We start from the raw sequence: 25,389 nt of genomic DNA on the forward strand, positions 1-25,389 counted from the left end.
GCTGTCACCGGAACAGGGCGTCGATGACCATCACCGAACCGGCTCCACCACTGCCGCCGCCCACTGATCCGGCATTGGCGGTCTGGCGAGTACCGAACACTATTTGCTGACCCGCGCCGGGCCCGCTCATGACACCGAGCGTGCTGATGGCATTCTGGCCGATAGGCGAGGTAACCCAATTGCCCGATACCACGCTCACCGATCCATCGGACCACGCTATGGTCCCGCCGGCCGGATTGCCACCCGCGCCCGTGCCGGAGGAACTGCCGGTCACGACATTGAACGGATAACTGATATTCAGCATGCCGCCGGTGATATCAGGCAGTTGGGCACTGCCACAGTCAGTGAGCCCTCCGGTCACGTTCGTGTTCATCCCGGCACTGCCGCTACCTGGAACGTTGGTGGTAGTGAGCTGGCCGCCGTAACAACCGCCGATGACCGGATCAGCAGTAGCAACCGAACCCGTCAGCACGGGGAAAGCAAAAACCGCACCAAGAAAAACTGCCGCACTACGCTGGAATCGCATTTCCGTACCTTTCGCCGTGATGCACGGTTGCATCTCGATGGCAGTACAAACGACTAAATCCATCGTAGGCCGATATTTCAGGGGATGCGATCGGAGGGTTCACCCCATCGGGAAACCGAATTCCAAGCTGCGGAACTGCATTATTGTAATTCGTGCGGAATTAGCTCGTGCAGCGCGGGCAGTGCCACTACTGCCCGTACGCATAGCGCAGATCAGTGAACAACAGTTTGTTCATCCGATAGCGCAGATGCCCGACCTTGCTCTGGTCGGGCGGTTCCCCGTGGGCAAGCAGCGTGAACCGCAGCAAGGTCTCGCCACGCTCGGTGGCCCGCAAATCGAAGCGAACCTGATCATCGGGCCTGCTGGGCCACAACGAGGACCACACGACAACGCCGGGTTCATCGGCAGCCAATAGCGTCGGTTCCACCTCGTCCGGCAACAGATGCAGCCAAGGGCGCGCCTTCGCTTGCCGAGGCTCGACCAGTGACCTCCAGACAACATGAAGAGGTGCGGGCAAAGTCCGCGCACGAGAACCGATCTCCCTCATCGAATCAGCCTACTAAGGCCGTCCATCAAGCATCGTCATGCCAGCGTGCACGGCATCCCCGACCCGCAGCCACCGACGATGCTGGAAATGTTCACAGTCCACGACGGCCGGATCACCGAACTCTGGGGCCTGTCATCTCTGATCCGCGACCGGTGACACCGAAACACACCACACGGAAATCGGTGCGTTCAATGCGTTGCAGATTCGGCCTACTTGCAACGCGTTCTAGTATCGGGCGGTGGCTGTAGCGCACCTGGGATCTATCACTGTCGACTGCGAGGATCCGACCGCTCTCGCGACTTTCTGGGCCGACCTGCTGGGCGGTGTGATCGCAACGGGCACTGAGAAGTTCGTGAGTGTGAAGCTGCAGCACCTGGTGCTTACGGCCATTCGGGTGCCGAACTATCAGCCTCCATCCTGGCCGGATGAGAGCACTCCCAAGCAGATCCATCTCGATCTGGCGGTAGCGGATCTCGACGTGGCGCAGGCAGAGGCCGTACGACTCGGAGCGCGGATCGCCGACCATCAGGCAGCGCCCGCCAAGTGCAGAGTTCTGTTCGACCCGGCCGGCCATCCCTTTTGCCTTTGCTTGTCGCCCGCCGTGTGACGGGAATGGAAGCGGCGCCCGCCGGTTCGGTCAGCGCCATATGCGGCGTGACATGACGTCCTTCGACCGGTAGCGGACCCCAGGCTGTGCAGGACCGAACTCGGTACCCGGGAATGGGACAAGGTCCGCTGTGATCGAACAGTTCTGTTTGCGTCGGCCTGTTCGTTCTAGAGTTTGGGGGCCGGTGGGTTTCCTCGCCGAGTAACGGGGTAGCCAGGCGTTGACTTGGCCTGTGGCGAGCGGAGGGTGGACACGATGACGACACCGCTGTCGGCGCCTTGCGGGGACGAGGGGCAGGCGGCACAGTTCGATCTCGACCTCACTCCGGGCTGGCGGATACGCGAGGCGGTGCGGGAGCTGCTGGCGCCCGATACCGGTGTCATCGTCGAGGACGCCGTGCTGGTCGTCGACGAGATGGTCGCCAACGCCCACGAGCACGGCAGCCCGCCTCGTCGTTGTCGACTCTCGCTGCAGGCGGGCGAGACCCGGCTCCGGGTCGAGGTCGAGGACAGCGGAGCCGGTGATCCGCACATACGTACGCCAGATCTGGCGGGCGGGCGGGGGATGATCGTGATCGACCGTCTCGCCACCGCGTGGGGAGTCATCCACTACTCGGGGTTCAAGACGGTGTGGGCCGAGCTGCCCCTCGATCGGCCGCACTCTCCCCTGATGGCACCGGCCCAGCCCGGCACCTCCGGCGATTCGTAGGCGGCTGCTCACGGCAGATCAGCCGGCGAGAGCTTCCTCGACGGTGTGATAGAGCGCGAGGACCTCCTCGAGACCGGAGATCTCGAGGGGACGGATGACCGGACGGTTGGCATCGACAACGATCCGCAACGGTTCCCGGCGAATTTCGGCTTCCAGGTTGGTTGCGGCGAGGGTCTTCAATCCGGCGCCGCCGAGGAATTCCACATCGGTCAGATCGAGGATGCAGTAGCGGGCGCGGGTGCGGTCGAGACCGGCCTGCACCGCGGCCGCCAGCTGAGGAGCCGTAGTGGCGTCGACCTCTCCCCAGATCGCCACCACGGCGACGTCGCCGATCATTCGATGCTCGACCCGCAAGTCCGGCGAGTGTGATCCCTGCTCATGTTCTGTCACGGTGGGCACTCTAGGGCCTGCCACCGACGGAATGCAGCGGCAGGCCTTTCCCTAGGGTCTGTACGAGGCCATGTCACTTCCCGAACTCGACGACTCGGTCGGCTGATCCGGCAACGCGTGAAACGGTGGGCTGAGGACCGACCATCACGGCCCTCAGCCCACCGCCCTTCCGTTATACCGACGCGGTGGCGGCTTCGGTGAGCGAGCCGATCAGGGCGGTGTCGTGGGTAACGGCCCGGAAGCGCGGGTGGTCCAGCACATCGTGCAGGAACTCCACGGTGGTGGCCACGCCCGCGCCGCGAATACTGGTCTCCGCGAGGGCACGGCGCATGCGGGCGATCGCGGCGGGGCGGTCCGGAGCCCAGACCACGATCTTGGCCAGCAGCGAATCATAGTGCGGTGGAATGGCATAGCCGGTGTGGATGTGGGTGTCGACCCGCACGAACTGCCCGCCGGGCAGCACACATTCGGTGAGTGTTCCCGGCGCCGGGGCGAATTCGCGTTCCGGATCCTCGGCATTGATCCGGCATTCGATGGACACACCCTGCGGCCGGGCGCTCAGTTCACTCGACAGCGGCAGACCCGAGGCGATCCGCAATTGCTCGGCCACCAGGTCGATGCCGGTGACCATCTCGGTGACCGGATGCTCCACCTGCAGACGGCAATTCACCTCCATGAAGTAGAAGCGGCCATCGGCATCGAGCAGGAATTCCACCGTGCCCGCACCCACATAGCCCGCAGCCGCGGCCCCGCGCACCGCAGCCGCCCCGATCTGCTCGACGAGCTCCGGGGACAATCCGGGCGCGGGCGCCTCCTCCACGAGCTTCTGGTGCCGTCGCTGCAGCGAGCAGTCCCGCAGGCCCAAATGCACGACATTGCCGTGGGTATCGGCCAGAATCTGCACCTCGACGTGCCGGGCCGGCTCCAGATACCGTTCGACGTACAGTCGCCCGTCACCGAAGATCGCGGTGGCATTGGCGCGCGTCTGCTGCCACGCCGCGGCGAAATCGCCAGGCTCGCGCACCACCCGCATACCGCGCCCGCCGCCGCCCGCGACGGCCTTCATGATCACCGGATAACCGATGTCGGCCGCCAGTTCTCGCGCCTCGTCCACACTCTCGATGGGATCGCGGCTGCCGGGCAGCAGTGGCAGACCCGCATCGTACATCAGGGCTCGCGCGGTCGACTTATCGCCGAGCCGGGCCATGACGTCCGCCGGAGCGCCTACAAAGATGAACCCCTCGGCCTCGCACACCTCCGCGAAATCCGGGTTCTCCGAAAGAAATCCGTATCCGGGATGAATCGCATCCGCGCCGGTGGCCCGCGCCGCCTCGATGATCGCCGGAATATAGAGGTAGCTCCGCTTGGCCGGACCCGGTCCGATCTGCACCGATTCATCGGCCATGCGCACCGCCAGAGAATCGCGATCTGCCGCCGAATGCACAGCGACAGTAGCGATTCCGAGCTCCGCACAGGTGCGCAGCACCCGGACGGCGATCTCGCCGCGATTGGCCACCAGGACCTTGCGAATGGGCCGCGTCACCGCAGCGCCTCGAACTCGATGAGCGGCTGGCCGTGCTCGACGGCCGCGCCGTCCTCGACCAGGAACTCCGCCACCACACCCTCGCGGGACGCGGTGATCGGAATCATCAACTTCATGGCCTCGACAATCGCGACCTGCTGACCGGCGCGCACCGGATCACCCTCGGTGATGAAGGGCGCGGCACCCGGTTCGGGCGAGCGATAGAACACGCCGACGGTCTCCGCGGTCAATGCGAAAGTCGCCGTCTGCGACTTGCTTTCACCGGTGGAGCCATTGCCGTGCGACGAACCGTTCTCGGCGGCGGGCGCTGCGGCCCGGTGCGATTCCACTGCCGGAGCAAGCACGAGGCCGTTGGCGCCGCCGTCCCAGCTCACGCGCAGTACAACGGGACCGTTGGCCACGGTCACCGAGGTCGGGGCGGCGTCCGCCCGCACGGTGAGCGCGTGCCGGGTCAGCACCGTGAGGCTGTGATCGGCCTCGGCGGCGCTCACACCACGACCGGTCGCGGTGTCGGGAAAGGATTCGGTGGTGACGGAGTCGGTCATCAGTTCTCCTGGAGATCGTTTCGGGCCACGCCGAAGGCTCGGAATCTGGCGTGCCGGTGCGCTATGAGATCGGTGGCGGACCAGGCGCGCAGTTCGTGGACGGCCTGACGCAGGGCCCGGCGCAGCAGTTCGGTGGCGGCGGCGGGATGCTGATCGGCGCCGCCCTCGGGCTCGGGGATCACCGCATCGGCAATGCCCAACTCCAGCAGTGCCGCCGAGTCCACGCGCAGCGCACGTGCCGCCCGGGGCGCCTCGGCGCCGTCCTGCCAGAGGATGGACGCGCAGCCCTCGGCACTGATCACCGAGTACACGGCGTTCTCGCACACCAGCACCCGATCGGCCACAGCGAGCGCCAGCGCTCCCCCGCTGCCGCCCTCGCCGGTAATCACCGCGACGACCGGAACCGGCAGTCCGGCAAGCAGTTTCAGATTCTCGGCAATGGCCACCGCCTGGCCCTGTTCCTCGGCGGCAATGCCCGGATACGCGCCGGCGGTGTCCACCAGCGTGACCACCGGCAGTCCGAGTTTGGCCGCGAGCCGCAGCACCCGTGCGGCCTTGCGATATCCCGCGGGTATCGGCATGCCGTAGTTGCGATGCAGTAATTCGGCGGCCGTATGTCCCTTCTGGGTGCCGAGCACCACGACCGGCACACCGTCGAGGCGAGCGAGTCCGGTCACCATGGCCGGGCAGTCCGCGCTCATACGGTCGCCGTGCAACTCGACGAATTCCTCGAAGGCGCCGGCCACATGGTCGAGAGTGGTGGGGCGGCCCAGCCGCCGGGCCGCGCGGACCCGCTCCCAGGAATCGACCACGGGCAGCGCCGCCGGATCGGTGATGACCGCATCGGCATCGTTCGAGTACGGCCGAGCCGAGCGCACCGTCATAGCCGCCAGCCGAATCAGCCTGTCGCGCAGGGCGGATCGGTGGCAGATCATATCCACGATGCCGTGCTCGACCAGGAATTCGGCAGTCTGGAAGCCGGGCGGCAGCGTCTGCCCGATGGTCTGGCGAATCACCCGCGGACCCGCGAATCCGAGGCGCGCACCGGGTTCGGCGACGATCACATCGGTGGAGGTGGCGAACGAAGCCGCGACGCCGCCGTAGGTGGGGTCGGAGATCACCGAGACGGTGAGCACGCCCGCCTCGTCCAGGCGCTGTAGCGCGCGACTGGTCTTGGCCATCTGCATGAGCGCGAGAATGCCCTCCTGCATGCGCGCGCCGCCGGACGCGGTCACCAGAATCAGCGGACGACGTTCCGCCAGTGCGGCTTCGGCGGCCGCCGTAATGGCTTCACCGACGGCACTGCCCAAACTGCCGCCGAGAAAGCGGAAGTCCATGACCGCCAGTACCACCGGAGTCCCACCCAGAGTGCCGCGCACACAGTGCACCGCATCGGTCATCCCGGTCCGGTCGCGCGCCTGTTCGAGTCGCTCCGGATAGGGCCGGGAATCGGTGAACCCCAGTGGATCCGAGAGGGTTTCGGCATAGTCGACCGGCTCCGCCGAGCCCGGATCCAGCAGCAGTTCGATGCGCTGATCGGCGGTCAGCATGCCGTGGTTGTCGCACTCCGGGCAGACCCGGTCGGCGCGCTCATAGCGTTTGACGTAGATCATCGCCGCACACCCCGGGCACAGCATCCAGGATGTGCCCGCGGCCGTGGCGGTTTCGAGAATGGTCATCATTCCTCCGTCGGGCGGGGCGCGTACCGGGCGCATTCGGCCGGCAGCCGCACTCCGGCGGCGCGCAATTGCGCGACCCGCGTGAGATAGGCCGCGCCCGTCATGAGCTGGTCCGCGATATCGGCCACGGCCCGGTGCTCCGGCGCGGCGAGGTACGTGCCCGCCACCCAGCTGTTGAAGCCGCCCATGGCCGGTCCGCACCAGATCTGGTAGTCGGCAAGGCGATCGGCCGCACCGCGAATGCTCCAGCCCGAGGACAGGCCCAGGTACCAGCGGAACACCAGCGCCATGCGCGCCTTGGGATCACCTTCGGCCGCGACCAGCTGCGCCGGATCGCGTTCGGTGAAGTAGCTGACGCACTCCTGCCAGATGTCCGCGAGCGGCCGCCGGAAGAGCTTGTCCTCCAGCTCCTTTCGCACCTGTTCCGGCAGCGCTTCGATGCCGTCGTAGGCCCGGTACAGGTCGTAGAGCCGGTGCGCCCGGGCGGCGAACATGGTACCGCGCCGCAGCACCTGCACCTGCACGCCGAGTTCGAACATGTCCGAGGAGGGCGCCATGGTGCAGTCCGCGAACTGCGCGGTGGCGAGCAGCTTTTTGGTGGCCGCGGACTGATTCGCCTCGCGCGCGGCCTGATTGACCGAACCGGTGACGATATAGGCCGCGCCCAGAGCGAAAGCCGAGGCTGCCGCATCGGGGGTGCCGATGCCGCCCGCCGCACCGATGCGGACCGCGGCCGCACCGGGAACGGTGGCCGCGATCCGGTCGCGGGCCGCGATCAACTCGGGCAGCAGCACCAGCAGCGGCCTGCGATCGGTGTGGCCGCCCGAATCCGCCTCCGCCGTAATATCATCGGCCATCGGCACCCGCTCGGCCAGTTCGGCCTGCTCGGCGGTGATCTGCCCGCTCTCGACCAGCTGGCGCAACAATCGCACCGGCGCGGGGCGCAGGAACAGTTCCGCCACCTCGACCCGGGACACCTTGGCGATCAGCCGATTCCGGCATTCGATGCCGCCCTGCTGGTTCACCACGAGCCCGGAAGCCCGATAACGCACCACCTCGGCCGTGAGGTCCATGAAGGCCGAGGCTTCCAGGCAGCGCACGCCGTATCGCAGGCAGGCATCCACGATCGCCCGCTCCAGCGCGGGCTCGGAGGGACTGTGAATCAGGTTGCAGGCGAAGGGCTTATCGCCCAGGCGCCCGGAGATCTCGGCCAGTGCGGCGTCGACCGCCAGCGGGGGCACACCCGCCGCGCCATAACTGGCCAGGTATCCGGCCTCGGCCATGGCGATCACCAGCGTGGGCGAGGCGATGCCATTGGCCATCGCGCCCGCCGCATAGGCCGCACGCACACCGTGTGCGGCCCGGAAGGCGCTGTCCCCCAGCCGCTGTGCGGGCAGCGGCGGCACCGCTGCGAGCACCTGCCCGCGCGCGCCGGCGGCCCAGTCGTCGGTGGTGGCGGCGACCGTGCCGCTGTCGGTCCGGACGATCCAGCACGGGCGGTCCAGTTCGAGCAGCCGCGCGGTGATATCCGCGGGCGTCTCGGCCAGGGCCGGACTGCGGAAGGTGGTCATGGGCGCGCCTTTCGATCGGCGAGTTCGACTGCCAGATCCACGAGTTCGTAGATGCGCAGTCCGGGCTTCCACAGCGAGCCGTCCACAACGACGGTCACCCCGTGCGGTCCGCGCCGCACCGATTTGATGTGCGCCTCGAGTTCCACGCTGCCGTCGCTGGGCAGGAACTGACCGCGATAGCGCCAGCTGAACGCGAGGTCCTGCGGGATCCGGAACACCGGATCGGCCATGCCCTCGGCGAATCCGGCGTCCAGCATCCACTCCTGGACGGCGTGGATGACCGATTCGACGCCGAGCGAGCCCGGAATCACCGGGTCCAGGTAGAAGTGCCGGGTGAAGAACCAGTCGGAATCGTCGATGGCGCGCAGCGAACGCAGGTAGCCCGCACCGTAATTGCCGCCGCCGTCGACGACCTCGACGCGGTCGATCAGCGCCAGCTTGTCGTGCGAGCACGCCACGGCGGCCGGATCCGCCCGCCGGGCAGCCACATCGATGACGCGCGGCTGCACGCCCGGCTGACCGGCCAGCCAGGTCGGCACGAAACGCCCGGCGTCCAGGCCGGTCTGGTTGCCCAGGGCCTCGTCGCTGAAGTAGCCGAACATGGTCTCGCCCCGGTAGAAGGGCTCACCGTCCACGCTCAGCGTGTAATCGAAGGTCTGCAGCGAGGATCCGGGCAGGATCGTCGTCGAGAGCAGTCGCGAGGTCTGCTCGATGGTGGCGTCACGCAGGTCCACCTGGCGCAGCACTGTCGCGGTACCGCCCAGATTGCGCAGGCTCAGGGTCACACCGGGTTGCGTGAGCGTAGGACCGGCGTAGTAGCCCATGAGCAGCGCGGCCTGTAGCGAGGTCTCCATGTAGACGAAGTGCGGCATGGAGTCGTTCGCCGTATCGGCGTAGTACCAGGAATCAGCGGGCGAATCGTATTCGGTGACGTACGTGGCGCCGTCGAGATTGCCGCGCGCACCGTCGAACTCGCGTACCCGGTCCACCAGCAGCAGCCCGCCGGTGGGAAGGCGGGTCGCCCGAATGCCGGTGTATTCGGCGAATTCCGGGCCCATGGCAATGCTCTGATCGCCGCGTGCCAGATGCGCCATATGGAACTCGTTGAGCAGCAGTGCGCCCGCCGCACCACCGGGGCCGACGTCGGCACCCTGCGGTTCGACGACCGTGACCGTCACACCGACCGGCGCGATGCCCGGCCCGAACGAGGCAGTCGCCACCAGATGCGGTCGCGGCACCAGATCGAGGCTCTCGATGACGAGTTCGACCGTGCCGGTGGCACTTCCGGCGGCGGATTCCGAAACACCGCCGGTGAGAGCACTACCCGAAATGCACAGCGGCATCCCGGTGTAGAGCGCGAACACCTCGGCCGCCTGGAGAGCGGCCGCACGCGGGTCACCCTCGAACTGCGCTGTGACAAAACCCGTTCCGCTGCCGCCGTACAAATCGATACGGCTGACCTCGGTCAGCACCAGTGTGGTGGTGGCCGCGAGCCGGGCGACCGACTCGATGCCTGCCCGCTGATGCCCGGCGCCGAACACCGCGCCGATCTCACCATGGGTCAGCTGCTCGAGCGCCGCCCGATCCAGCCACACCCGATCGGTGCGGGCCAGCGCCTTGAACGCACCCTCCGGCGCGACAGCGGCCGCAGGGACCACCGCCACCGGCGAGGCATCCGCCGCAACAGGATCGCCCGCGCCCTGCCGCAGCAGGGCCTGTCGCCAAATCCCCCGCTGCAGTGCGATCTGCGCGGACAGCGCGGAACGATGCGCGGCAACCACACCCGCCCGAATCTCCGCGATGGGATCGATTCGAGGGACTGCGGGCACCTCGGGAACCGCGCCTGCCGACAGAGAAGCGCGGTTCACCGGAGCAACAGCGCCCGTAGGGTCCGCGCCGCTCACTGCGGCCGGATCGGACGCAGGAGCAACACCCGCGACCGAGGACGACTGCTGAGGCGAATCGGTACCTACCGGTGAGATCGGAGCCGCTGCCGAGGCGGTGCCCGACACTGGAGCGGGGTTCGCATCAGGTGAACTCGCCGCCGTAGCAGCGGAATCCACTGTTTGCCGGGCCTGCGCTGCGCCCAGGGGGTCGAAGGGAATGCCGTCGAATTCGAGCACTGTCATGCCTGCCACCCCTTCACGGAGATTCGGAACTTGTCCGTCAGATCGGGTGTCGTGAGCACGGTGACATCCGAGAACCGTTGCAGCACCGTGCCGTCGAGCGACAGCGCCGTCGCATCGATGACCGCTTCCATGCGTGCCGCACGAGCGTTGTCCACTACCACCAGGAAGGGATCACCTGCGGGCAGCGGGGCGAAGTAATCGATCCTCCCCACACCGAGCGGCAGGCATGCCGTGCCGAGCAGGCGGTGCCCCAGCACCGGGGGTACCTGCAGGATCAGGTCGGCGAGCACCGGATTGTGCAGACGGCCCGCGTACGCGCCGTTCGCCACCGGATCGGCCGGCAGTGCGCATTCCAGTACAAGAGCCTCGTCGCTCTCCGCACGCACCGACCGCAGTCCCTGCAATGCGGGACCGTGGAATTGGATCGCCTCGTGGTAGATCCGTTCGGCACTGACGCCGGGACCTGCCGGAACCTGTTGATGCGGAGCGGAATCCGGTCTATCGGCGAGCAGCAGCGTCGCCCGGAAGCGGGCCGCGCCATCACCGAAGACGGTCGCGCGGACCGCCGTCCGGCCGTCCACCGGCTCGATCGGAGTGAGCTCGATATCCAGGGTCGCCACCGGATGGTCGAAGACCACCCCGCGCAGCACCTGGAAGTCCCGCGCACCCACCACGATTCGACCGGGCCGGGTGCGCTCGGCGAGGTGGATCATGGCGCCCAGTCCGAAGGTGGCGGGCAGCACGATGTGCTCCCCGACGCGGTGTGCCGCGATCACGGGCTCGTCGGTGAGCCCGAGAATGCCGCGGCGGGCCCGCAGCGGTGCGGTCACCGCCTCACCGGTCGAGAGCGCGGTCGCCGCGCCGACCAGCAGTACCGGCTCGTCCCGGCGCGATTTAGTGAACTGCGCCGTGAAGGCGGCCGCACCGGCGGCCGGCGCCAGCAGCGGGATGCCCTTGGCGCTGAAGTGCTCGCGCAGTGCGGGAGTCACCATGCCGCCGTCCCAGGCGCCCCAGTCCAGCGCGGTGACGTAGCGGTCGGGATTGCGGTGGCCCCAGCTCACCGCGAACCGGCACAGCGCCTCATTGGCCGCCGCGTAGTCGGCCTGCCCGGCATTGCCGAACAATCCGGCCACGGAGGTGAACAGCACCAGGTGGTTCAGCTCACCGGCCGCGGCCAGCACCGCGCCGAGCCCGGCGAGCTTGGGACGCAGCACCCGGTCGATGGAGGCTGCGGTCTTGTCGGGGATGAGCGAATCGGCCAGTACGCCCGCGCCGTGCACCACACCGGTGATGGTGTCGCGCCATGGCGCCAGTACCTCGGTGAGCGCCGCCGCATCGGTGGCGTCGACAGCGAGATACTGTGCCCGATCGCCCAGTTCGGCCAGGGTCGCACGGATTTCGCGCACCGCGCGCACCTCCGCACAGGCCCGGTCGACATCCCTCGGTGTGACACCGGTTCCGGCCAGCGCCCGGACCGCCGCGGGCTTCAGCCCGGTGTCGGCGGTTCCCTGCGCCCACTCCGGTTCCGGAACCAGGACGGTCCGGCCCAGCAGCAGGAAGCGGCAGTCGGACAGTCGTGCCAGCTCCAGCACGCAGGTCGCGGTGACGCCGCGTGCGCCGCCGGTGACCAGCAGTACATCGGATTCGGTCAGCAGCACCGGTCCGAATTCGGTTCCGGCACGCACTATCTCGGTGACCCGAGCCGGAGCGTGCCGTCCGGGTACCGGGGTGCGGCGCACACCGGTGTTGTCGATGCCGATCTCCGGGGTGTCCCATGCCGCATCACACAGCTCTTCGAGCACATGTTCGGCGAGCCGCTGCGGCAGGACCGCCGGATCGATGTCCAGCGCCCGGCAGAACAGCGAAGGCTGTTCCGCCGCAAGGCTCTTGACGACACCGCCGAGTCCGCCCAGCAGTGCGGCCACGGGTTCCGCATCACCGCGCAGACCGAGGTGTCCGTCCAGCCGGGTGACGGTCGTGAAACCGGCCCGCCCGGTCGCGCCCTGCAGGCGGGGCAGTACCTGTCCGGCCACCAGGATGGCATCGGACAGAATGCGTTGCGCCTGTGCCCATTCGGCGGCCACACCGGCGACGACCACACAGGCGTCGACCGTTCCGGTCCCGGTCACCGCGCCGAGCCCCTCGGCCCGGATCACGGTCCAGCTACGCGCCCGGAGCTCCTCTTCGATTGCCTCACAATCGGTTTCGGCGGAGTCGTCCAGGCAGACCAGCAGGGCGGTGCCCGCCGGACGGTAGGGGTCCACGGCGAGATCCACTGCGGGCAGCTCGACGAGTTCGACTACATGCCGCGGCGTTTCGGCCGCGGCCTCAGCTTTTGGGTGGACATCACCCCCGGCCAGCTCGCCCACGATTTGATCGAGTGTGCGTAGCGTGCCGAGTTTCTCCGGTCCCAGCACCGGCAGGTGCGGGAAGCGTTCCTGCAGTGCGCCGATGACCTGCACCCGCTTGATCGAATCCACACCCAGATCCGCTTCCAGATCCATGGTCGGATCGACCATCTCCACCGGATAACCGGTCTTGTCCGCGACCACCTCGCGCAGCGCCTGGCGCAGGGTATCGCCGGAAGGCCCTTCGGCCGAACCGTTCGCGTGGACCGCACCGGCGGCTACACCGTTCGAAGGGGCCACAGTGTTCGAAGACACCACAGTGTTCGCGGCGACCTCAGCGTTCGCGGGGGCCACCGTGTTCTCGGGAGCCTCGGCAACCGCAGCCGTCGGCTGGACCTCGGCCCCGGCCAGCTCCGTCACGATCTGATCCAGGGTGCGCAGCGTGCCGAGCTTCTCCGGCCCCAGGACGGGGAGCTCCGGGAAGCGTTCCTGCAGAGCGCCGATGACCTGCACCCGCTTGATCGAATCCACACCCAGATCCGCTTCCAGATCCATGGTCGGATCGACCATCTCCACCGGATAACCGGTCTTGTCGGCAACCACCTCACGCAGCGCCTGCCGCAGCGAATCGCCCGAAAGCGCGCTCGCGGCGGGAACCGCTGCCGCCTGCGCGGCAACCACCGCGGACGGTGCGGAAGCCTGTTCGAATACCGCTGCGGGGGAAGCGGACTGCGCCGCGTACGCGGTCGGCGCGGCGTGGCCGGCCGTCGCGGCGGGAGCGAGCGCGGCCGCACCGTTCGCGGGCGCCGCAGAGCTGTTCACGGGAGCGGCGGTGCCGTTCGCCGGGGCGGCAATGCTGTTCGCGGGAGCGCCATTGCGGCCGAGCGCCGGATCGGTGGCTGCCCGATCGACGTACGAGGGCACCGAACGCGGGCGGGTCACCTCCGCACCGGTCTCCAGTTCGGCCAGCTGCGCCACCACATCGCCTGCGCGGGAGTGGCTTTCACTGATCGCGACGCCGTGGTCCTTCACGGCTTCGATGGCGCGCACGGTCAGCTCGTCGAGCCCGCCGTGGCGCAGGGCGCCCGCCAGATCGCGAGCCAGCTCCAGCTGACCGTCCAGGTAGTGGCGGTGGGTGTCCAGATGCTGCACCAGCGCGCTGTCGAGAGCGCCCGGTGCGGGAAGTCGGTACTGCGGGTCGGCTGACACGTGTTTCTCCGGGTTCTCCGAGTGTCCGTTGGACAGGATGGGCACGGGCTGAGGTGCCGGAACGGGTGCGGCCACCAGCGGGGCCGTGGGGACGTGCTGCGGCGCGGACGTCACCCGGGCTGCCGCGGCGAACTGCGACACGGGTGCTGCCTGGGCTGCTGCCGCGAACTGCGGTGCGGGTGCTGCCTGGGCTGCCGCGAACTGCGGTGCCGAGGCCGCCGGGGCGAGCTGCGGTGCGGGTGTGTCGGTGACGACGCGATAGCCGTCCGCGAGCAGTGCGGCGTGGGCGGCGCGGCGGGTCTCGGGCACGTACTCCGGCGCCGAAAGAGTCACCGCCATAGCGGGTTTGCCGGTTCGCACCGGGGCTCCGGGCGCGGTGTAGCGGTTGATGCCGCGCACCTCGAAGCCGAGCACCGCCAGCCGCACCGCCGCGCGCTTGAGCGCGAGGTCGCCATTGCCGATGGGTCCGGGATCGGTGGCGATGGCAATGACCTCGGTGCCGAAGGTGCGCCGCACCAGCGAGGTCAGCACCTGCTTCGGGCCGAATTCGACGAAGACCGTGCAGCCGTCGGCCCGCATGGCGGTGAGCGCGTCGTAGAACTCGACCGGATTGCTCAGCTGAGCGGTCAGCGTGGCGCGATTCCCCTCGACATCGTCGCCGTAGGACGCACCCCGGGTGTCGGCGTACACGGGAGCATCCGGAGCGCCGATCTCGATCGCCGCCACCGCCTCCCCGAAAGCCGTCACCGCATGTGCCACGTACGGCGTGTGGAAAGCGCCGGACACCGGCAGATACCGGGTGACCCAGCCCTTTTCGACACAGCGATCGTTCACCGCGGCGATACCCTCGGCGCCACCGCCGACGACCACCTGATCGACGGCATTGTGATTGCAGATCCACACGTCCTCGACACCCGCGATGATCTCCTCGATATCCGCGCGCGAGGCGCCGACCGCGACCATGGTCCCGGCATCGGTGCCCTCGGGCACGGTCATCGCGGCGCCACGGGCGCGGGCGAGGGCGAAGAAGTCGGCCGTGGTCACGGCGCCGGCGGCCCACAGCGCGGTGAGTTCACCGAAGCTGTGGCCCAGGTACCCGGCGGGCTGGAAGCCGCACTCGCGCAGCACACCGAACTGACCGGCCGCCAGCGCACCGATCGCGGGCTGCGCGAATTCGGTACGGCGCAAACCGATTTCCTGCTCGGCGCGGGTCTCGTCATCGAAGGCCGGCGGCGGGAAGACCACACTTCCCAGCCGCACCGGGGCCTGGGCGAAGGCCGCATTGGCGGCGTCGAACGCGGCGCCGACCGGCGGATTGTTCAGTGCCGCATCCAGTCCCATATCGACGTACTGGCTGCCCTGGCCGGCGAACAGCGCGCCCACCTTGCGGTCGGGCAGCGCCGCGGCGCGGAAGTACACGCCCTCCGGGTGATCCCAGTGCGCCGCATCGGCATTGCGCACCAGCTCGTCCACCGCGAGCGTGCGCAGGTCCGCAGCGGTGTCGTCATCGAGCGAGACGAAGCCGACACGCGCGTGGTTCTCCGGAATGTCGCCGCCGTCGGTGCCCTCGGTACTGCGCACCGCGTCGATCAGACCGGACACATCCGGGGCATGCCAGATATGCGCCTGCGGGGTGCGGTGCAGGATCTCGAGCTCGTCACGACCGGTGGTCGCCTCTTCGAGCACCACGTGGAAGTTGGTGCCGCCGAAGCCCATTGCCGAGGCCGCCGCCCGGCGCACCGGACGGTTGGGGTCCAGAATCCACGGCCGGGTGCGGGTGTTCACATAGAAAGGCACTGCGCCCGAGGTGATGGCGACATTGGGCGCATCGACATTGATCGTGCCTGGCAGCACCTTCTGGTGCAGTGCGAGCGCCAGCTTCATGACGCTGGCGGTACCGGCCGCGCCCTTGGTGTGCCCGATCTGCGATTTCACGCTGCCCAGCGCGGCGAAGCGGGTCTCCGAAGTCGCGTCCGAGAGCAGCCCTTTGAGCGCGGTCAGCTCGGTCTTGTCACCGACGGCGGTGCCGGTGGCATGTGCCTCGATCAGCTCGACATCGGCGGGCGAGCAGTCGGCGTCGGCATAGGCGCGGTCCAGCGCGACCCGCTGGCCCTCCGCACGCGGGGCGTAAATGCTGTTGGCGCGACCGTCACTGGAGGATCCGATACCGCTGATCACCGCGTAGATGCGGTTTCCGTCGCGGCGCGCATCCTCGAGCCGGCGCAGCGCCAGCATCGAAATGCCTTCGCCCAGCATGGTTCCGTCGGCGTCGGAGGCGAACGGGCTGATGCGATCGGTCGGCGAGAGCGCACCGACCTTGCTGAAGCACATGTAGATGAAGATGGTGTTCTCGGTATCGACACCGCCGGTGATCATCATATCGGCGCGGCCGTCCCGAAGTTCCGCGATGGCCGTGCGAATGGCCGCCAGCGAGGCGGCGCACGCGGCGTCGACGGTGCAGTTCATCCCGCCGAGGCCCAGGCGGTTGGCCACCCGCCCGGCGACCACGTTGGCGAGCAGACCCGGGAACGAATTCTCTTCCCACGGTGCGAAAGCCGCGACGAAGCGCTCGGCGATCGCATCGGCGTCACCCTCGGTGAGACCTACCGAACGCGCCGCCTCCTTGAGCACCGGCGTCGACAGCCGGGCGGCGAGCGGGTGCATGAGCGGTACCGGACCGGTGGTGCCCAGCACCACGCCGGTACGCGAGGGGTCGTACCACTGCGAATCGGTGGCGCCCGCATCGATGAGCAGATCGCGCGCCACGCCGAGACTCAGCGTCTGCATGGTGCTGGTGACCTCGAGCTGATTGGGCGGCAGCCCGAACTCGAGCGGATCGAAGTCGACGTCGGGCAGGAAAGCCCCACGGCGCGAATAGGTCTTGTCGGGTGTCGCCCGGTCCTGGTCGTAGTAGTCGTCCAGGCTCCAGCGCGAGGCCGGCACCTCCTCGGTGCAGTCCACACCGTCGACGATGTTCTGCCAGTACTCGCGATGATTGCGTGCCTTGGGCAGCAGGCCCGACATCCCGACAATGGCGATCGGGTCGTGTGCCAGGCGTCTGTCGTCCGTCACGGAAATTCCTCTCGAACCGTCGTTGCGCCGATCAGGCGGCAACGGTGGTGGCGGTGGTCGACGAAATGAGTTCGGCCGCGGCGACGGCGAACAGGCGATGGCCCAGCGGGCTCGGGTGCAGACCGTCCTCGGTCCACATCTCCGGCCGCTCCCATTCGGGACGGGTGGCCAGATCCAGCAGCAGCGCGCCATGATTCGCGGTGACGCGAGCCAGGACCGTATTGGCGAAGTCGAAGCGTTCACGCAGCAGGCCGCGGAAGTTCTCCGGAACCGGAAGCCGCGCAGGGATATCCGGGTAATCGGCGGTGATCACCGTGGCGCCACCGGCACACAGGGTGCCGAAGATGGTGTTCATATTGGCCTCGAAGACCTCCGGGGCGAAGGCGCTGACCAGGTCATTGACCCCGACCACGACGCCGTAGACCTCGGCGCGCGCCGCCGAAGGCAGCTGTACGCGCACCACATCGGAGGTGGTGGCCCCGTGCGTGCCGTAGTTGCGAATGGCGGCGGGCCGCAGCCCCAGCTGGCCGCCCAGCCGCGACACCCAGCCGCGGTAACCGCCGGATGCGGCCGGGTCGCCGCGACCTTCGACGAAGCTGTCGCCGAGGGCCGTCAGGCCTAGGCCGATCACCGCACGGCTCCGGCATCACTCTTGCTGACGTGCCGGTCCGCCACGGGGAAGTCGACCAGCTCGTACAGATCGGCCAGTTCCTGCTCCCCGAAGTACTTATCGGGCGAGTACAGGCCGGCGATCAGACCGAAGAAGTGCTTGGTGTACTGCGGGTCCAGGCTCGTGGCGCGGAAGACCGAGTCGTAGTACGGCGTCAGCGACAGCTCGGAAATGGCCTGCGTCAGCTCGTAGGTGCTGGCGCTCTGCGCATCGCGCTCACGCTGGTACTCCGGCAGGGTCTCCTCGAAAGGCCGCACGCCGGAAAGGCTTTCGTCCACCAGATCCGACAACAGCTGCGAGTACTTGAACGAGTCGGTGATGCCCCAGCCGGTGAAGGGATCCTTGTGGTAACCGGCATCGCCCACCAGCGCCCAGCCCGGGCCGAAGGACTGGCGGCGGTAGTTGTCCGGGTACAGCATCGGGCGGAAGGGCTCCACGCGACGGCCCGTATCCGCAAGGCGCGCACCGATTTCCGGATCGATCTGCGACACGATCTCCTGCACGCCCGCATCCGGATCGGTGCGGAAGTCACGGAAGCGATCTCGCTTGCGCATCACTGCCACCAGGGCCAGGCCGTCATTGGTGGGCCAGGAGGCGAACTGCTGCTCGCCGAAACCGGTACGGTGCTGCATGCCCCAGTCCACGCCCTCGTAGTACGAGTAGTAGACGAAGCACGCGGCGGGCGAACCCTCGTAGGTCTGCGCGCCGACCGACTTGGCGACCGTGGAATTGGCGCCGTCCGCGCCGATGACCAGCTGCGCCCGGAACTCCTGCTCGGGGCCCTCGCCGACCCGGCCGCGAATGCCCGCCACCCGGTCACCGTCGCGCACCAGCTCGGTGACGGTGAATCCCTCGATGACCTCCGCGCCGGAATTGCCCGCCGCGTCGACCAGAATCTTGTCCAGGATGGTGCGGCGCGGGCAGTACACGGCGTCGATGCCGTCCTCGGCCGGATCGGCCATGCCCGTGATGACGATGTCGGTGTAGGTGAAGTTCAACTGCCGGACCGGCGGGCAACCGGTGGCGATCACCTCGTCGAGCAGACCCCAGGACTTCAGGAAGCCCAGCCCGGCCTGGTGGATGTAGTGGGTGGAGGGGGTATCACTCGGGAATGTGGCGCGGTCCACCGCGAGCACCCGATATCCCCTGCGAGCCAACAGCATGGCCAGCGGCGCACCGGCCACGCGAGTACCTACAACGATGACGTCATACATGATGTGATCACTTTCGGTGGTCGAATTCCGATTCGAGTCTGTCGCCGCGAGGGCACGAGAACGGCAGTGAGTCAACGCAATTCATCGGCCGATCGGCGGCGGCTATCGCCGTACGGCGGCAAGCTATTTCGCGAGTGTTTACCCGCGCGACATGTAGAGCTGATCGATATCGGCGGAATATGTTTCCGCAATGGCGGCACGCCGCAATTTCAGTGACGAAGTCAACAATCCATTGGCGGACGTGAAATCTCCTGCGACAATGGCAAACTCACGAATCGATTCGGCCCGCGAAACCAGCGAATTCGCCTCGTCCACGGCCGACTGGATCGCGGTCGCCGGATCTTCACCGGGATGCGCGCTGCGCCACTGCTCGGCCTGTGCGGGATCCAGGGTCACCAGCGCGGTCACGAAGGATCTGCCCTCGCCCACCACCATGCAATTGCTGACCAGCGGATGCAGCCGCACCCGATCCTCCAGCGGCGTCGGCGCGACGTTCTTACCGCCCGAGGTCACCAGAATCTCCTTCTTGCGACCGGTGATTCGCAGGTGGCCGTCGTCGAGCTCACCGATATCGCCGGTGTGCAGCCAGCCGTCCGCGTCCACCGGACGGTTGTCCGCGGCCGCACCCCAGTAGCCGGGCGAGACGTGCGGACCACGGACCAGCACTTCACCGTCCGCGTCGGCAATGGCCACCGCCGTTCCCGGAATGGGCCGGCCGACGGTGCCGACCCGGTTGGTCTCCGGCGCGCTGACCGTCACCGCGGTCGCGGCCTCGGTCAGGCCGTAGCAATTGAGGATGGTCACACCGAATCCGGCATAGAACCCGGCCGTCGACTCGTCCAGCGAGGCGCCGCCGGAGATCACGTAGCGCAGATTGCCGCCCAGCGCGGCGCCGACGGGATGATCGGCGGCGAGCGTCTCACCGGCCGCGAGCGCACGCAGGCCGTTGACCACGGCCTGTCGTTCGCCCTCCTCGGTCAGCATCGAACGGCAGTGCTTGCGAATCTTCTCCAGCGCATAGGGAATCAGCGCCAGGAATGTCGGGCGCACCCGCGCCAGCGCCGGCACCAACTCCGGAATGCCCGGCAGCAGCACGGTGCTCGCACCGCCCGCCAGGCAGGCGAACAGCATGGTCTGGCCGAAAACGTGCGACAGCGGCAATGCCAGCGCGGTCACACCCTCGAACAGCGCACCGGTCTGGCGGACCGTATTCGCCGAGGACACATACATATTGCGGTGGGTGATCATGCAGCCCTTGGACACACCCGTGGTGCCGCTGGTGTAGACGATCATCGCCAGGTCATCGGCGCAGACCTGCGCGGTGCGCTCGTACAGCGCCGGCGAAACCGCACCCTGCGACCACACGGCGATATCGTCGAAACGCCAGACCGCGTCCGCGCCCGCCTCTTTCAAACGGGTCGCGTCCTCGGCCGTCTCGGCGGCGAAATACGTGCTGCCACTATCGCGCAGCATGTGCTCGATCTGCACGGCGGACGACGTGGGATATACCGGCACCACCACGGCGCCGACCGCGAGCACGGCGCAATCGAGCAGCGCCCACTCGAGACCGGTCCGCCCGAGCACCACCACTCGGTCACCGGCGGCCACACCGTGCCCGAGCAGGGCCGAAGCCACCGCCCGCACCCGGGTGTCGAATTCCAGACAGGTCAGGGGCGCACCCTCGGCACCACCCAGCGAATCCCGCTGTGGATGGCTGCGGGCCGCATCGGAGATGATCGAATACAAACTCGCGTTCGCGGGCGGATCGAATCCGTTCCCAGTGATCGACACTGTGTTCACAATATGAATTCTGGTACGCAACAATGGTTCTCGTCGCGGCCTGTATCGCTGTTTCTACCGCGCGAAAGTCAACGCCTATCGAAACACCGGAACCGAAACCGGACGGGCATCATCGAGTTGCGCAGGTTCCTCCAAATCGATGCAATCGAGAAATGCGGACACCGCCGGATTCGTTTCCGACGACCGCCACACCGCATACAAATCCAGAGTGGGAACCGGATCCGACAACTTCACCGCGACCGATTTACTGCCCGGCGTGCACATGCCCATGGATATGGCCCTGGGCAGGGAGGCGAACCCGACCAGCGGGCGTACCGAAACCATATGCGCGGTAGCGCCCGGATCATCGGCATGCTGGGCGACGGACAGCGAGATCCGCGTCTGTGCGGCCGCCCGGAAAATGGTGTCGTACATGGACGGACACTGCTCGCGGGAGAACAGCACACACTCCTGATCCTGCAATTCCGCGAACGGCACCCCCGGGCGGTCGGCCCAGCGGTGCTGTCTGCCCACAACCGCGACCAGCGGCACCCTATGGAGCAGTCGCCGGTATCGGAACTCGGCGGTACTCGGATGACCGTAGACGAGTGCGAGATCCAGCGATCCGTCCGACAGCGCGGACAGCTGGGGGCCGGTCCGCTTCTCCCAGAGTGACACCACGATGTCGGGGTGCCGGTCGGTCATGCGCGCCAGCGCGTCCGGCAGGACATGACGGCTGGCGGGCAGGTTGTAGCCGATATTGAGGGTGCCCGAACGCCCTTCGGCGGTGGCCCGCGCCGAGAGCGCCGCGCGCTCCAGCTGGGCCACGATCTGGCGTGCCTGTAGTTCGTACTCCCGGCCCGCGGGGGTGAGACGTACTTCGTGTGAATTCCGGGCAACCAGCTGAACACCCAGAGACTTCTCCAGCTTCTGCAGCTGGGCACTGAGACTTGGCTGCGTGAGGTGAAGGCGCTGCGCTGCGCGGCCGAAGTGCAACTCTTCGGCTATGGCGATGAACGAAAGCAAATGCCGGAACTCCATGACGCCGCTCCTTCTGGGTACTCATCACGTTAGCCACGGCATATAACCCGCGATGAATCCCAACCACACAGCCGTAACCAACTCGGTTGCCAGCCTGTGAATCTCCTGTGCCGAACGAGTCGGCGTGGTAGGCGAAACCGCTGGCCACAGGGTAATTCGAGAACGCGCGGCGGCTCATCCCTGTGATTCGTGTCTCGCAGGAACAATCCTGCGGTCCCGGTCGTTACCACACCAAGGGCGCAAGGGCGAAAAAATCAGCCGACAACGGTATGCACGTTGTGCCACCATAGGTTTCGACGATGATCAACCGACCCGACCGGTCGCGGCACGCAGGAAGGAGGAGGCGGTAATGAATCCGGTGTTCCCCGAGCAGATTTCGAATCTGGCAGGACGGCGAGCTATGCAGATCGACCGCCTCCCGGTGCTCGCGTAAGCACCCCTTCTCACCTTCCTGTTCTGCTCTTCTCACGCTGTGCCCTATTCACGCTGTGCCCTTTTCACGCTGTGCCCTTTTCACGAAACATGGTGACCCCCATGCTGTTGCGTCATTCCGAAGACCCGGAGATAACCACCGACAACTGGATACACACCGGTGTACTGCTGCTCAACGCCTCCTACGAGGCGCTGACCGAGATCCGCGCCGACCGCGCGGTGGTGCTGCTGCTCAGCGGCGCCGCCGAGGCCGTCATCGATCGGCAGCCGCACTTTCCGATCCGCTCGAAGCATGTCGAGATCGTGCTGCCGGAGACCATCCGGCTGCATCGCTACGTCTACCTCGAGCACAAGTTGCTGGTGCACGACGACAACAGCCGTGCCACCCTCCCCGCCATCCTGCGCCGCGACCGGTACAAGTGCGGTTACTGCGCCGGGTGGGCCCGCACCGTCGACCACATTCGCCCGCGTTCCCGGGGCGGCCCGAACACCTGGGCCAATCTGGTTGCCGCGTGCGGACCGTGCAATACCTCCAAGGCGGACCGGACTCCCGAGGAAGCGGGCATGCGCCTGCTGTGGGAGCCGAAAGCACCCAACGAACTACAGAAGCGACAGCGGCAGCTCTGGAAGGACCTCGCCGCCTCGTAAAGAGCACCACCACGCGTGATCGGGAATGAAAGGAGCAAGATCCGATGACGAAAACAGCACTGCTGGAGCCGACCCTGGCGGATCTGCTCCCCGTCTCCGATTCCAAGGACTACTGGCAGCACGCCGCCTGCAAGGGCGACCCGAACCACGAGGCGTGGTTCCCGTTCCCGTCGCAGGACTTCGACTACGCGCGGCAGATCTGCGCGGGGTGCCCGATTCGCCGCGAGTGCGGTGACTTCGCCACCCGTACCGGTCAGTCCGGTGTGTGGGGCGGGCACGAGTACGACCGCGGCAACCTGATCCGCGACTAGCGAATCCGAGTGACGGCCACTCGTTCCCAGTGGGGCGAGTGGCCGTCCCCGTATATATCCGGTGCCGATCGGCTTTGGCTCAACCGCCTGGTGAAAGTAGTTAAAGCCGCGTGAACATACACTGTGCGGCGTGGGTACTCATCGCGCCGATGGCGGGTCACGAGGTGTCAGCAGGGGACCGGTTCTCGCAGTGGTAGCGGTGATCGTGCTGGCTCTGGCCGTCGTCGGCTGGGTCTGGTTACAACAGCGATCCAAGGATCGCGACAGTGCGGCCGCCTCGTCCTGCGCGGGCGGGTCCGTCACGCTCAATGTGACGGTCGATCCGGATATCGCGGCACCGGTCAAGGCAGCCGCCGACAAGTTCAACCAGACCAAGCCGCGGGTGCGTGATCACTGCGCTCAGGTCGCGGTCGATCCGCAGGCGTCCGCGGCCATGGTGGCTGCCTTCACCTCGAACGCGGCGTGGAATCCGGCGCTCGGGCCGCAGCCCGCGCTGTGGATTCCGGACTCCTCCCGCTCGATCGAGCTGATGCGGGTGCCCGGGCTCATCGGCGGCACCCCCGCGTCCGTCGCACAGAGTCCGATCGTGCTCGCCGTACCGGACGAATTGCGGCGCGCGCTCGAGACCGCGCAGGTGCACTGGGCGGATCTGGCCAAGCTGCAACAGGGTTCGCTGGGTGATGCCGGGCTCGCGTCCTGGGGCAATCTGCGGCTGGCCATGCCCTCCGGTGATGCCTCGCTCGCCGTGGCGACCGCGGTCGGCTCGGGCGTCTCGGGCACCGATCCGCTCGATGACAAAGCGGCGCATTCGGGGCAGGTGACCTCGGCGATCTCACTGCTCGCGGCCAATGCGCCCGCCGCCAAGGATCAGCAGAGCGCGCTCACCGATCTGGCGGCGGCGACCGATGCGGCGAAGGCAACTGTGCACGCGGTGCCGGCCAATGAGCAGCAGCTCAAGGCCTATCCCGGTCTGACCGCGTTCCGGCCCAGCGAGAACGGGCCCGTCGATGATTTCCCGGCGGCCCAGATCACCGGCTCCTGGGTGGATCAGACACAGAATTCGGTGGCCGGGCTCTTCGCCGACTTCCTGCGCGCGCCCGATCAGGCGAAGCTGTTCACCGACAATGGTTTCGGCGCCGCTCCCCCGGCCACCGTGCCCGTCGCCGCCCGCGCGGTGCTCGAGCAGGTGAACCAGGTTCTTACCCACCCGGTGCTCGGCGTGAGCGCGACCGTGCTGCTCGATGTCTCCTCGTCCATGACCACGGCGGACGGCAACACCACCCGCCTCGCCAATTCCATTGCGGCGCTGCAATCCACCATGGGTGTGATGCCGCCGGAGTTCGGGATGGGCGTCTGGGCGTATTCGAAGGATCCCGACGGCGCCAACCCGTATCGCGTCGTCGCCGCGACCGCGCCGCTCACCGACGCCCAGCGCGACAAGATCGGGCAGAACCTGGGCAATGTCACCGCGAGCACCTCGAAAACCGATCGCACCTATCCGACCGTCGAGGCGGCCTACCGCACTGTGCTGAGCAACTACGCTGCGGCACGCACCAACTCGATCCTGCTGATCACCGACGGGCCCGAGGACGATTCCACCGTGACCGGTGATCAACTGCTCGCCGATATCGCCGCGGTCACCGATCCGGCGCATCCGGTGCGGGTGGACGTCATCGTCCTCGGTGGCGCCGGCACCCAGACGCTGCAAACCCTGGCGCAGCGCACCGGCGGGGCATACACCAAGGTCGACACCGGCAGCAGCCTCGCCTTCGGCACCGCGGTCTCGCATGCGCTGACCACACCCTGACCAGTACCGATACCCCTCGGTGGCGACCCTGCTCCGGCATGTCGTCACCGTATTGCCCGAACCCCGTGGGACATTCGAAACAGACGTGGTTCCGACCGGAAACGGCCGTGACCACGAGTTTCAAGTTTCGTGATGCTTCACCGACCATCAAAGGGGTTCATCATGGCTCACACCACGGACACCGAACATACGGTCAAGCAGGGCTTCGCGGCAGGCACGTCATTCGCAGCGGCGGTCATGCTCCTGGTCATCGGCGTGCTGTCGATCCTGCAGGGCATTTCCGCCGCCCGCTCGGACGATCTGCTGGTCGTCGGCACCAACGACTACATCTACAAATTCAACACCTCGGCCTGGGGCTGGATCCACATCGTCATCGGCATCGTCGTGGTCCTCACCGCCCTCGGCCTGATGACCGGCGCCACCTGGGCCCGAGCCGCGGCCATCATCATCGCCGCCATCTCCATCGTCGAAAACTTCCTCTGGCTCCCCTACTACCCGGCCTGGTCCCTCCTGATCATCGCCCTCGACATCTTCGTCATCTGGGCAGTCGCCACCTGGAAGCCCGTCACCGTCTGACCCCCACCCCCGAAGCGCCCCACCGGAAACCGGTGGG

At 67.4% G+C, this 25,389-nt stretch carries 19 protein-coding genes; 6 read left to right on the forward strand and 13 right to left on the reverse strand.

The genetic code is table 11. The features are described from left to right. Positions 1-4: 4 nt before the first annotated feature. Positions 5-589: a hypothetical protein gene (locus ABZX86_RS10825; protein WP_355122231.1), complete on the reverse strand. Its 585-nt coding sequence runs from the start codon at positions 587-589 to the stop codon at positions 5-7. 124 nt (positions 590-713) lie between these two features. After that, a complete protein-coding gene (locus ABZX86_RS10830) occupies positions 714-1,073 on the reverse strand; it encodes a hypothetical protein (protein WP_355122233.1) in 360 nt (119 codons plus the stop codon). 238 nt (positions 1,074-1,311) lie between these two features. On the opposite strand from ABZX86_RS10830, the gene ABZX86_RS10835 reads away from it, so the two are divergent. Next, positions 1,312-1,680: a VOC family protein gene (locus ABZX86_RS10835; RefSeq protein WP_355122234.1), complete on the forward strand. Its 369-nt coding sequence runs from the start codon at positions 1,312-1,314 to the stop codon at positions 1,678-1,680. Positions 1,681-1,935: 255 nt separating this feature from the next. Then, entirely contained in the window at positions 1,936-2,388 is a 453-nt protein-coding gene (locus ABZX86_RS10840; protein WP_355122236.1) for an ATP-binding protein, read from the forward strand. Between the two features lie 18 nt (positions 2,389-2,406). Here ABZX86_RS10840 and ABZX86_RS10845 read toward each other — a convergent pair whose 3' ends face one another. From ABZX86_RS10845 to ABZX86_RS10895, 11 genes are all read right to left on the reverse strand, one after another. Next, positions 2,407-2,778, reverse strand: a complete 372-nt coding sequence (locus tag ABZX86_RS10845; protein WP_355122237.1) for an anti-sigma factor antagonist — start codon at positions 2,776-2,778, stop codon at positions 2,407-2,409. Positions 2,779-2,950: 172 nt separating this feature from the next. Next, complete coding sequence (gene accC, locus ABZX86_RS10850; protein ID WP_355122239.1) at positions 2,951-4,321, reverse strand: acetyl-CoA carboxylase biotin carboxylase subunit; 1,371 nt, start codon at positions 4,319-4,321, stop codon at positions 2,951-2,953. After that, positions 4,318-4,866, reverse strand: coding sequence for a biotin/lipoyl-containing protein (locus ABZX86_RS10855; protein ID WP_355122241.1), 549 nt, complete (start codon positions 4,864-4,866; stop codon positions 4,318-4,320). Before ABZX86_RS10855 ends, accC begins: the two co-directional genes overlap by 4 nt. Continuing rightward, positions 4,866-6,545, reverse strand: coding sequence for an acetyl-CoA carboxylase, carboxyltransferase subunit beta (gene accD, locus ABZX86_RS10860; RefSeq protein WP_355122243.1), 1,680 nt, complete (start codon positions 6,543-6,545; stop codon positions 4,866-4,868). The genes ABZX86_RS10855 and accD overlap by 1 nt, the downstream gene beginning before the upstream one ends. Then, positions 6,545-8,116, reverse strand: a complete 1,572-nt coding sequence (locus ABZX86_RS10865; RefSeq protein ID WP_355122245.1) for a PfaD family polyunsaturated fatty acid/polyketide biosynthesis protein — start codon at positions 8,114-8,116, stop codon at positions 6,545-6,547. Before ABZX86_RS10865 ends, accD begins: the two co-directional genes overlap by 1 nt. Continuing rightward, complete coding sequence (locus tag ABZX86_RS10870) at positions 8,113-10,245, reverse strand: beta-ketoacyl synthase (protein WP_355122247.1); 2,133 nt, start codon at positions 10,243-10,245, stop codon at positions 8,113-8,115. The genes ABZX86_RS10865 and ABZX86_RS10870 overlap by 4 nt, the downstream gene beginning before the upstream one ends. Continuing rightward, on the reverse strand, positions 10,242-16,874 hold the full coding sequence (locus ABZX86_RS10875) for a beta-ketoacyl synthase N-terminal-like domain-containing protein (RefSeq protein ID WP_355122249.1): 6,633 nt from the start codon (positions 16,872-16,874) through the stop codon (positions 10,242-10,244). Before ABZX86_RS10875 ends, ABZX86_RS10870 begins: the two co-directional genes overlap by 4 nt. A 31-nt stretch (positions 16,875-16,905) precedes the next feature. Beyond that, positions 16,906-17,505: an SGNH/GDSL hydrolase family protein gene (locus tag ABZX86_RS10880; RefSeq protein WP_355122251.1), complete on the reverse strand. Its 600-nt coding sequence runs from the start codon at positions 17,503-17,505 to the stop codon at positions 16,906-16,908. Beyond that, positions 17,502-18,758, reverse strand: coding sequence for an NAD(P)/FAD-dependent oxidoreductase (locus tag ABZX86_RS10885; protein ID WP_355122253.1), 1,257 nt, complete (start codon positions 18,756-18,758; stop codon positions 17,502-17,504). The genes ABZX86_RS10880 and ABZX86_RS10885 overlap by 4 nt, the downstream gene beginning before the upstream one ends. A gap of 138 nt (positions 18,759-18,896) precedes the next feature. Then, on the reverse strand, positions 18,897-20,549 hold the full coding sequence (locus tag ABZX86_RS10890; protein WP_355122255.1) for an AMP-dependent synthetase/ligase: 1,653 nt from the start codon (positions 20,547-20,549) through the stop codon (positions 18,897-18,899). Positions 20,550-20,633: 84 nt separating this feature from the next. Then, entirely contained in the window at positions 20,634-21,578 is a 945-nt protein-coding gene (locus tag ABZX86_RS10895) for a LysR substrate-binding domain-containing protein (protein ID WP_297621386.1), read from the reverse strand. A 534-nt stretch (positions 21,579-22,112) separates the two neighbouring features. Between ABZX86_RS10895 and ABZX86_RS10900 the strand changes: the two genes are divergently transcribed. The 4 genes from ABZX86_RS10900 to ABZX86_RS10915 all read left to right on the forward strand — a co-directional run bounded on the left by ABZX86_RS10900 (position 22,113) and on the right by ABZX86_RS10915 (position 25,352). Continuing rightward, on the forward strand, positions 22,113-22,658 hold the full coding sequence (locus ABZX86_RS10900) for an HNH endonuclease (RefSeq protein WP_355122257.1): 546 nt from the start codon (positions 22,113-22,115) through the stop codon (positions 22,656-22,658). A gap of 44 nt (positions 22,659-22,702) precedes the next feature. Beyond that, a complete protein-coding gene (locus tag ABZX86_RS10905) occupies positions 22,703-22,969 on the forward strand; it encodes a WhiB family transcriptional regulator (RefSeq protein ID WP_355122259.1) in 267 nt (88 codons plus the stop codon). A 130-nt stretch (positions 22,970-23,099) separates the two neighbouring features. Then, a complete protein-coding gene (locus ABZX86_RS10910) occupies positions 23,100-24,776 on the forward strand; it encodes a substrate-binding domain-containing protein (RefSeq protein ID WP_355122261.1) in 1,677 nt (558 codons plus the stop codon). Positions 24,777-24,938: 162 nt separating this feature from the next. Next, entirely contained in the window at positions 24,939-25,352 is a 414-nt protein-coding gene (locus ABZX86_RS10915; protein WP_355122263.1) for a hypothetical protein, read from the forward strand. Positions 25,353-25,389 lie beyond the last annotated feature (37 nt).

Source organism: Nocardia sp. NPDC006630 (assembly GCF_040611495.1).
Classification (GTDB): domain Bacteria; phylum Actinomycetota; class Actinomycetes; order Mycobacteriales; family Mycobacteriaceae; genus Nocardia.